Below are 6148 nucleotides of genomic sequence, written 5' to 3' on the forward strand. Positions count from 1 at the left end.
GACAGGCGCACTCCGCATCCGCCCCAGCTCTCGCGCCGGATCTCGATGGACTGCCACCGCAAGGCGACGTCCCCGGGTCGCAACACCTTGACCACGGCCTCCTTGGCCGCGAACCGGGCGGCCAGCCGTTGGGCCCGCGCAGGTCCTTCGCAGGTTTCCAATTCGTGGGGCGTGAAGATTCTCGTCAGATAGCGGTCACCGAACCGCTCGACGCTGCTTCTCACATGCCCGACCGTCATCACGTCGCACCCGATACGGGACTCGGGGATCGACAAGACAGAACCACCAGACATCGATCCCCCTGCTCCAGGCTTCGACAGTCCCACGTTCTGCGCCGAAAGCCGCCGTCAGCGACTCTCCAGCAATCCCTTCGAAAAGTTACCGCACACTTGCAATGCAAGACAAGAGGTACTGCAGTGTGGGCATAAACATACCCCGAGTCTGTAACGTTGTCTCGTCGGAACGGCCGACTCCAAGCCCCGAAGGGACGACCGCCCTCCACATCCCCGCGACCCGATGGCCGACTCGGAGTCGACGCACCCTCAGTAGGCGCCGCTCGGCCGAAGCACTGCGCGAGTCGTCTTCCACAGGATCAGCAAATCCAGCGTGGGGCTCCAGTTCTCGACGTAATGCAAGTCGGCACGCACCGACTCCTCCCAGCTGAGGTTGCTCCGGCCACTCACCTGCCACAGACCCGTGAGTCCCGGTTTGACGAACAGCCGACGCCGCGCACCGTCGTCGCCGTATCGCGCCACCTCGCACTCCAGCGGTGGACGTGGGCCCACCAAGGACATGCTGCCCGTCACGACATTGAACAACTGCGGCAACTCGTCGAGTGAGTAGCGGCGAATGAACTTGCCGACACGTGTGACCCGGGGATCGTCGTGAATCTTGAACATCACGCCGGCGCCCTCGTCGAACGCCGCGAGCTCACGGATTCGCCCTTCGGCACCCACCACCATGCTGCGGAACTTGTACATCGTGAACAGCGCGCCGTCCCGCCCCACGCGGGTCTGTTTGAACAACGCCGGACCACGACTGCTGGCGCGAATTGCACAGGCGATCATCAGAAGAACCGGAGCGATGCCGATGACGAGAACGAGAGCGAAGATCCGATCGAGAACATTCTTGATGACCCATGCCGGGCCCGAATACGTCGGCGCGCTCAACTGCATCAACGGAACTCCCGCGACAGGCGCTATATGCAGGCGCGGACCGACCACATCCATGAGCACGGGCGCGATCAGAAGGTCGGTTCCGGTGCCCTCGAGTTCCCAGCTGAGCCGCTCGGTTCGAGTGGGGGTCCAGCCGCTCGAGGGGAGAACCGCAATCGCCTGGAAGGAATGCAGCCTCGCGATTCCGACGATGTCCTTCTCCGTCCCGATCACCGGAATGCCCTCGATTGCAAGCGGAAGCTCTTCACCCGGTCTCACATCGGCCAGGCAGATAGCGTCGACGCGCCACCCGGCCTGTGAGATATCAGGCGTTCGTTTAATCAATTCGAGTACTTCCGCGACGTCGCCGGCCACGAGGACGGAGCGCAGATTGCCCCCCGATCGCCGGCGTCTGCGCAGTTCCAACCTCAGCACGTAGCGTCCGAGCACCGAGAGTGCGGCCGCGAGCGGAAGAGCGCCGAACACCCACGAGTGCCCGTTCGAGGTGCCGAGGGCGTACCCGGCGACAGCCATCGCTGCGATGGCCCAGACATACGCTCGTCCGACCCTGTGCACTTCCTCGGCACCGCTGCCGAGAACGCGTGGATCCCATGCATGCGCCAGAGCCAGGGAGAGCATCGAGAGAACGAGAACCGCGACCGCAACTGCGAGCCCCCCCTGCCACGCCCCAAGAGACCCGAGAGAGAGGTGGCGATAGGCGACGGTGACGAAGAGGTCCGCAGCCAAGACGCAGAGGAGATCGCTGCAGAACGCAGCGCGAAAGTACGAACGCTCCCAGTCCGGTCGTCGAGGCGGAGGCTCGGGCACGGCACGGCCGGGGATCGTCGGTACTCCCGCCCCCGTTCGGACACGTGCACATTCGGATCTAATGAGGAGCTGGGTCCTCTCGGACACACTCAGCGCTTCGACATCGCTTCCACATTCGCACATTGGCCAAACCCATGCTCGGAACCCACCCGCCGCGGCGTCGATCCGATCGAGCCCCGGAACTGATTACTCAAAACATACTCCGAGTCTGTTATAGCCGCAATCAAATGACTTGCATTACTTAAAACGAATTAAACCAAACTTTCGGTATAGTTAATGCGGCACGGGCCACCTACAGCCCGACCTCGATCGCCCCCGCGACTAGCAACTTGCCGATCTTCTCCGCCGAGACCGGGCGGCTGAACAAGAAGCCCTGCGCCCGATGGCAACCCATGTCGAGAAGTTGCCGGGCCGACTCGACGTTCTCGACGCCCTCCGCGACCAGCTCCAGGCCGAACGATTCGGCAAGGCCGATGATGGACTTCACGATCGCCCGGTCCCCCGCATTGCTGTCGAGGTTCATCACGAAGCCCTTGTCGATCTTCAGCGTCCCGACCGGCAGCGCCTTGAGGTGGCTGAGGGAGCTGTACCCGGTGCCGAAGTCGTCGATCGCGACCTCTACATCCATCGCGTGCAGCCCTTCGAGCGCCTCACGCGTCCAGGTCAGGTCACTGAGCACAGCGTTCTCGGTGATCTCCAGGCACAGCGCGCCCTTCCGAAGGTCGAATTCCGTCAACGCATTCGCGACGACGTCGAGAAAATCCAGACCGGCCAACTGCCCCGGCGAGACGTTGACGCGGAGATCCAGATCCAGTTCGGGAACCTGCGACCGCCAGTCGGCCCACTGGCGACAGGCCTTCCGGATCACCCAGCGCCCGAGCTCCCCCGCCACATTCGTCGCCTCGGCGACGTCGATGAACGACGCCGGCTGCAGCAACCCGAGCAGCGGGTGATTCCACCGCACCAGAGCCTCCACCCCGATGATGCGGCCGGTCCGCAGGTCGACCTCGGGCTGGTACTCGAGGAACAGCGACTCGTCCGCGATGGCCGAACGCAGACTGAGCTCGATCATGTTGCGTTTCTCGCTCTCCTCCTGCATCTCGTCCGTGAAGACGCTGATCGCGTTACCGCCCTTGGTCTTCGCGACCATGACGGCCTGGTCCGCCTGGCTGAGAAGTGAACTTGTGGTGGCCTTACCTGGATATCCCGCCGCGACACCGATGCTGACACTGCGACTGACGACCTCGCGGCCGAGACGCACCCGCTCGGTCACTACGTCGCGGATGCGCTGCGCCCGCGCCTCCGCCTCCTGCAAACCGACCGATCCGCCAAGCACGAGCACGAATTCGTCGCCGCCCAGCCTGGAGACGAGGTCGTCGGCCTCGCTGCTCGATCTGAGCCGGTCCGCGATCGTGGAGATGAACCCGTCGCCGGCTCCGTGACCGAAGAAGTCGTTGAGAGGCTTCAGCCGGTCCAGGTCGAGGAACAGGATGGCGACCGGCCCGGGTTCGGACTCGGCGAGGCGAGTGTCCAGGTGGTGGTAGAGCGCGCGCCGGTTACTGAGTCCGGTGAGGGAATCGTGGTCGGCCGAGTAGCGCAACTGCTCTTCGACGACGATGCGCGCCTGGACCTGGGCGAGCAGCGCGGCGATGGCCTTGAGGACGTCGAGCTCCGGCGGCGTCCAGTCGCGGTCGCCGAACTTGATGAATCCGAGCGTGCCCGTCGTCGTCTCACCGGACAGCAGCGGAACGGCCGCGAGCGACACCTGTGGCACTCCGGACGCCTCGCGGACCCGCTCGTTGTAATCCGGACCGGACACCTCCGGCCGGAAGATGGCCACTTCCTTCTGGTGCTCGATCTGGGCGAACGTCGAGTCGGCGTCCTTGAAATAGACGACGCCGAGCGGGTCGGGGTCGGGGATCAAGGGCCGGAGTGGGTATTCCGCGATCAGGACCGTCGCGGCGATGTCGTGGTCGGTGAACCGGAGGAAGCTGGTGTCGACCTCGAAATGCTCCACAAGATCCTGCAACACGCGGGTGGCCACGGGCTTGAACGAGACCGCATCGACAGGCGTGAGCCGGGACGCCACGGTTGTCACCAGGGTCTCGAGCTTCTCGGTTTGCTTCTCGGTGTTCACGGGCCCTCCTGTCCTTACGATATCCGCCTGCGAACCCGATCGGCGAGGCGCTCGCTCCGAACCGAGGGGCCCGGCGCATGGCTGAGCCGTAACACCAGGGCGAGCGCTTCACCTCCCTTCGCTCCGACGACGTCGAACAGTTCCTTCCGCAGCCTCTCCAATGGTGCCGCATACCGTGGTGAGAGTTGTTCGAGTTCCGCGCTTTCCACACCGTAGAGAAATACCGGTGAAATCGGCTGGACGGCGAGCCCGAGCGCCTGCGCGCAGATCCATACGCATTCGGTCGCTTGGCCGCCGCGCACATAGTCCCGCAGGGTGCTACCCGGGATCGCGACGGCGGCGATCGCCGAGCTCGACGCAACGCGGTCCGCAGTGGACTTGCCCAGCGCCTGTCCCGCGTCCTGTGCGCCCAACCGTTCCATGACGTCGGGTCTCCGCAACAGCGCAAGGGTCGACAGTTCCGCCGAGTCGAGTTCCAGTGCGCGAACGTCGATGCCGGTCTCGACCGAATCAAGGAGCGGCCACCGCAACTCGCCGATCATTTCGCGGTGCAGGGTAGGAGTGAGGAATCGGATGCGATCCGACTCCGCCAGAATGGCGCCGATCGTCGCGATGTCGTCCCGGTCGGTCACCAGGCAGAGGCGTGCGTCCTCGCGAGATGCAGCATCCGAGAGAAGCCCTACCTGCGTGTCGTCCAACGGCCGGGGCACGCCCGGCCGGCGGTTGGTGGTCCGGTCGAGCATGTGCTCGTAGCGGTCGGTGAGTTCACGGTCGTTTCCGCTGCCGAACGTCATCGTGGCGACGGGAAGTCCCAGATCCCCGTCGCGGACTGTCACGGCGCCGAGCAGTCCGGCGGCCGACGCGGCGATCCGGGCGTTGTGCAAGGCGGCGCCGATCGCGACACAACTGCCGCGGTATCCGACGTCCATGGCCGTCGTGTGCGTCGGGGCCAGGGAGATGGTCAGCCCCTCGTCGTCCGCCGCAATCGCCCACGGCTGAACGTTGCCGCCGGAAGGCGCGCGAGCCGCGGCATTCACGACGGCGTCGACGGCGTCGTACGAGGTTGCGGCCGCCGCACGATCCGCAGGCGCCTCCAGCAGGTCGTGCGGTCTGGGCGGATCGGTGAGGGCATCGAGATGCCCGTCCAGATCCATGCGACATCGACCCGACGCGAGCGGCTGTCCGAGCACGATGCGCCGCACCGCCGCCGCGACCTCCGCCCCGCCGAGCAACACCTCGCCCCCGAGCTGCGGCCAGGTCGAGATGGTCTCGTCCACCTCCACCAGCGAGGCCGCCATCGTCGCCGACAACTGTGTGGCGTCGAGAATCCGAAGGACGAGCGGAATCTTGTCCCGCGCGCCGAGACCGGCGAGTGACTCCACGTCGACGTCGCCGATCACTCCGTGGAAGATTGGGCGATCCGGTTCGAGGTCGAACCGCTCGACGTCCAGCAGGCCCCTGTCGCTGGTGGCCATCAGCACCGGCAGACCCCGGCGACGGGCCTCCCTCCGCAGGGACACCTTGACGTCCAGCGAGTCGCACTCGTCGATCACCACGTCCGTGCCGTCCAGAAATTCGGCCACCGACTCGACGTCGAGACCGTCCTCCCATAACGTCACAGTGACGTAGGGGTCGATCTCCGCGATACGGCGGGCGGCGACCACTGCCTTGTTCACGCCGAGGTCCAGAACGGTGCCGGGAACCCGGTTCAGGTTGGACAGTTCGAGGGTGTCGAAGTCCGCGAGCCGCAGGCCGCCGCATGCCCCTTCCAGGGTGAGGGCCAGCGCAACCGCGTGGCCGACGCTCAGCCCGACGATCCCGACGGTCACGTCGCGAAGTCGTTCCTGCTCCGGTGCGGTGACTTTGTTTCGATTACGGTCCAGCCGCAGCAACCGGAACGCTGCGGGGCCGAGCAACCGCACCACGGTGCGTCGCCACGAGTAGTACGCCCACACCGGCGTCTCGTCCAGCACATCGGGATCGGGCGCGGGAACAAGAGTGCGGAGCGTGTCCCTCTGCTGTTCGAGTC

4 protein-coding genes are annotated in these 6148 nt (G+C 65.4%); all 4 read right to left on the minus strand.

What is annotated here, in order from left to right:
• Positions 1–293: holo-ACP synthase (locus AC1D1G_RS40095; RefSeq protein WP_477956368.1), on the minus strand; the 293-nt coding region annotated here is incomplete at its 3' end.
• A gap of 249 nt (positions 294–542) precedes the next feature.
• Positions 543–2069, minus strand: coding sequence for a sugar transferase (locus AC1D1G_RS40100; RefSeq protein WP_477956369.1), 1527 nt, complete (start codon positions 2067–2069; stop codon positions 543–545).
• Between the two features lie 205 nt (positions 2070–2274).
• A complete protein-coding gene (locus AC1D1G_RS40105; protein ID WP_477956370.1) occupies positions 2275–4119 on the minus strand; it encodes a putative bifunctional diguanylate cyclase/phosphodiesterase in 1845 nt (614 codons plus the stop codon).
• 14 nt (positions 4120–4133) lie between these two features.
• A partial coding sequence (locus tag AC1D1G_RS40110) for an Rv1355c family protein (protein WP_477956371.1) occupies positions 4134–6148 on the minus strand: 2015 nt, incomplete at its 5' end.

The sequence above is a fragment of the Rhodococcus sp. P3_B8 genome, from assembly GCF_056402775.1.